General features: G+C 62.6%; 3 protein-coding genes. 2 read left to right on the top strand and 1 reads right to left on the bottom strand.

The genetic code is table 11. From position 1 onward, the window contains the following. Both EOA85_RS28920 and EOA85_RS28915 read left to right on the top strand, forming a co-directional pair. The coding region (locus EOA85_RS28920; RefSeq protein WP_127212035.1) for a TAXI family TRAP transporter solute-binding subunit at positions 1-856 on the top strand (856 nt) is incomplete at its 5' end. A gap of 181 nt (positions 857-1,037) precedes the next feature. Next, a complete protein-coding gene (locus EOA85_RS28915; protein WP_164759945.1) occupies positions 1,038-3,530 on the top strand; it encodes a TRAP transporter permease in 2,493 nt (830 codons plus the stop codon). A gap of 48 nt (positions 3,531-3,578) precedes the next feature. Here EOA85_RS28915 and EOA85_RS28910 read toward each other — a convergent pair. Then, a partial coding sequence (locus EOA85_RS28910; RefSeq protein WP_127212034.1) for a zinc-binding dehydrogenase occupies positions 3,579-4,361 on the bottom strand: 783 nt, incomplete at its 5' end.

Genomic DNA, 4,361 nt, shown 5'->3' with positions numbered 1-4,361 from the left:
CTATTATGCCGCCGGCGGCGCTATCTGCCGCCTGCTCAACAAGGATCGTAAGACGCATGGCATCCGCTGCTCGGTGGAATCAACCGGCGGATCGGCATTCAACGTGAACACGATCAAGGAAGGCGAACTCGACTTCGGCATGGCGCAGTCCGACGTCCAGTACAATGCCTACAAGGGGCTGGAATCATTTAAGGACGGTGGCGCCCATACCGACCTGCGTGCGGTTTTCTCGATCCATCCGGAGCCGTTCACGGTCCTGGCGCATCCGAATGCCGGCGTGACGAAATTCGAGGACTTCAAGGGTAAACGTTTCAACGTCGGCAATCCCGGTTCCGGGACACGCGCTTCCATGGAACGTCTGCTCGGCGCGATGGGCTGGACGTTGGCCGACTTTTCGCTCGCATCGGAGTTGAAGGCTGACGAGCACGGCCCGGCGCTCTGCGACGGCAAGATCGACGGGTTCTTCTACGGCGTCGGCCATCCCTCCGCGAACATCCAGGATCCGACCACTACCTGCGCTGCCAAGCTGGTGCCGTTGACCGGAGAAGTCGTGGACAAGCTGGTCGCAGAAAATCCCTACTACGCCAAGGCGGTGATCCCGGGCGCGCTCTACGCTAACAATCCCGACGATACCGAGACTTTCGGGGTGCTCGCCACGCTGGTCACCTCGGCCAAGGTTCCTGACGAGAGCGTCTATCAGCTGACCAGGGCGGTGTTCGAAAATTTCGACGAGTTCAAGTCGCTGCATCCGGCCTTTGCCAATCTCGATCCGGCCAAGATGGTGTCGGAAGGAAATTCCGCGCCACTGCATCCGGGCGCTGAAAAATACTTCAAGGAGAAGGGCTGGCTGAAGTAGGCTTCGTGATCTGACGACAGCCCGGCGGATCCAGCGGACCCGCCGGACCCATCCGCAACAGGAGGCGTCATTGAGCGAAGTGAAGGCACAACCGGCCAGCGTCGATCTCCAAGAGCTCGAACAGCTGGTCGCGGAGGCTGATACGGGTGGCCGGCATCCGAGCGGAACAGTCGCTCGAATCCTGCTTTGGGTTGCAGTTGGCTGGTCGCTTTTCCAGCTCTGGTACGCTTCGCCTTTGCCGTTCGTGTTCGGCTTCGGCATCCTCAATGATACGGAAGCGCGCGCCATTCACCTCGGCTTCGCGCTGTTCTTGACGTTCCTCGCCTATCCGGCGCTGAGATCCTCGCCCCGCGATCGTGTGCCGCTGCTCGACTGGGTGCTGGCCGCGGTCGGGGGGTTTGCCGGCTCCTATCTCTTTCTCTTCTACGTCGAGCTTTCCGGACGGCCCGGCCAGCCAACCACGCTCGATCTCGTTACCGGCACAATTGGCATCCTGCTGCTCCTCGAAGCGACGCGCCGCGCGCTCGGCCTTCCAATGGTGGTCGTGGCATGTGTCTTCATCTTCTACACCTTTGCCGGCCAGTACATGCCGGACGTGATTCAACATCGCGGCGCATCACTCAATAAGTTTCTCAACCATCAATGGCTGACCACCGAAGGCGTCTTCGGGATTGCACTTGGCGTATCGACGAGCTTCGTCTTTCTCTTCGTCCTGTTCGGTACGCTTCTGGAAAAGGCAGGCGCCGGCAACTGGATGATGCAAATCTCCATCGCGCTGCTCGGCCATCTGCGTGGCGGCCCGGCGAAAGTCGCGGTGGTCTCATCGGCTCTCAACGGTGTCGTGTCCGGTTCGTCCGTCTCCAACGTGGTCTCAGGCGGCATCTTCACCATCCCGTTGATGAAGCGCACCGGCCTTTCCGGCGTCAAGGCGGGCGCCATCGAGGCTTCAGCCTCGATCAACGGCCAGATCATGCCGCCGGTCATGGGCGCGGCCGCCTTCCTGATGGTCGAATATGTCGGCATTCCTTATTCGGAGATCGTCATGCACGCGCTGCTGCCGGCGGTCTTCTCCTATCTCGCGCTGCTCTACATGGTACATCTCGAAGCGATAAAGATGGACCTGAAGACGATCCCGCAGCGTCCGACGCCGGCAAGAGAACGGATGCTGCGGATGGGGCTGGGACTGTCGGGCAGCATTCTCGCTGTCTGTATAGTCTATTACAGCATCGTTGCTATCCAGGCTGTCTTTGGCGGGACTGCGCCGCCGGTGCTCGCAATCGCTGGCGTAGCTCTCTACGTCGCCTCGGTCTGGTATTCCTCGCGCTATCCGGACCTCGCACTTGACGATCCGAACGCGCCGATCCTGGAACTGCCGCGCGCCTGGGACGTCACGCGGACCGGGCTCGATTTCCTCATCCCGATCGCGGTGCTTCTGTGGTGCCTGATGGTAGAGCAGATGTCGCCAGGCCTCTCGGCGTTCTGGGCGACCCTGTCGATCCTCGGTATCGTCGCCACTCGCAAGCCGCTGATGGCGGTATTCCGTAACGAAAACCTCGCCGCCTCAGTGCGTGCTGCCTGGGACGACCTGATCGACGGGCTGGCGCTCGGCGCCCGCAACATGATCGGCATCGGTATCGCCACGGCCACCGCCGGCATCGTCGTCGGCACGATCACGCTGACCGGTCTCGGCCTGATGATGACGGAGCTCGTCGAGTTCATCTCCGGCGGCAACGTCATCCTTATGCTGATCCTCATCGCCGCGATCAGCCTTGTGCTCGGCATGGGTATTCCGACCACCGCAAACTACATCCTCGTGGCGACGCTGATGGCGCCGGTGGTGGTCGATCTCGGTGCGCAGGCCGGACTGCCGATCCCGCTGATCGCGGTCCACCTGTTCGTCTTTTACTTCGGCATCATGGCCGACATCACCCCGCCCGTCGGGCTGGCGGCCTTCGCTGCGGCGGCGATTTCCAAGGAAGACCCGATCGCCACCGGCTTCCAGGGCGCGCTCTATTCGCTGCGCACGGCGATCCTGCCGTTCGTCTTCATCTTCAATCCGGCGATCCTGCTGATCGGAGTCGACACCTGGCCCCAGACGATCTGGGTGGCGACGGTCTCATTGATCGCCATCCTGCTGTTTTCGGCAGCGACAATGAACTGGTTCGTGACGAAAAGTCGACTTTGGGAAAGTGCTGCCCTGCTTCTCATCTGCTTCACGCTGTTTCGGCCGGACTGGTGGCTCAACCAGGTGTCGCCGCCTTACGAGGAGTTGCCGGCGAGCGAGTTCCTGTCGGCGGTCGCGCAGACGCCGGCGGATGGCCGCATCAATTTCGTCGTCGAGGGTGTCGACCTCATGGGCGAAGATGTACGCAAGACGGTCAATGTGCCGCTCGGGGAGCCGGGCGAGCCGCTGGAGCGCCTGCGCGGCATTGGACTTACAATCACGCAAGCGGGCGACGCGCTGATGATCAGCAATGTCGATTTCGGCTCCTACGCCAAGCGCATCGGGCTGGATGTCGGATATGACGTGGTGGCGGTGCTCAGAAAGGCCGACCAGCCCTCGAGCCTCATTCCGATCGGCCTGGCGCTCGCTGCGACCGCCGGCGTCGCCGGGCTGCAGTTTGCGCGGGCGCGTAAGCAGGCAGACAGGAAGGAAACCGGGCCGGCGCGCTGAGACTGCAACGGTTGATAACAGCTGGTGGGAGGCCCCGGGAAAAACTCATCAGTCGGCAGTCAGCACGACCTTGACGCTCTGCGAGCGGTCGGCAGCCAGGCGAAAGGCATCGTGGGCCGAGGAGAGGGGGCGTTCGGCGGTCACCAGCTTCAGGACGTCTATTTCCCCCCCCACGATGAGATCGACCGCCTGATCGAATTCCGCGTCGAAACGAAACGTGCCGTGCAGATTGATTTCCTTGGCCATCACCGCGTTGGCCGCCACCGGGATCTGACCACCTGGCAGATTGCCGACCTGAACGACCGTGCCGCCGCGCCGAACGCTGTCGATCGCCGCCGCGAGGCCCGCTGCCGTGCCTGAAATCTCGAACGCGACATCGATCGCCCTGTGGGACGCGAGCGCCTTGAGCTCCTCGTCGCCGCTGGACAGGTCGATCGTCCTGTTTGCTCCAAGCTTGCTGGCGAAGGCGAGTGGCGCCTCTGCTATGTCGACGACGGTGAGCTCGCCACATCCCTTGAGCCTGGCGGCGAGCATTGTCAGGAGCCCGATCGGGCCGGCGCCGAACAGGATGACGTTGCGGCCGGCAATGTCGCCGGCCCGCGCCACCGCGTGCAGGCTGACGGCGAGTGGTTCGGCGAGTGCCGCGGCCTGATAGGCGATAGAATGCGGAACCTTGACGCATTGCGCCGGCGTGGCATCGAACACGCTGGCAAAACCGCCCTGCATATGCGGCGTTTTCGAAGCCGAGCCCATAAAATAGATGTTTTCGCAGAGATTGGCGCGGCCCTCGGCGCATCGGGCGCATTGTCCGCACCAGCGCGACGGGTTGAC

Origin of the sequence: Mesorhizobium sp. M5C.F.Ca.IN.020.29.1.1 (genome assembly GCF_003997375.1) — a bacterium.
In the GTDB taxonomy this organism is placed as follows: domain Bacteria; phylum Pseudomonadota; class Alphaproteobacteria; order Rhizobiales; family Rhizobiaceae; genus Mesorhizobium; species Mesorhizobium wenxiniae.
The sequence above is the reverse complement of the archived record's forward strand: the minus strand, read 5'-3'. Positions and strand labels throughout refer to the sequence as shown.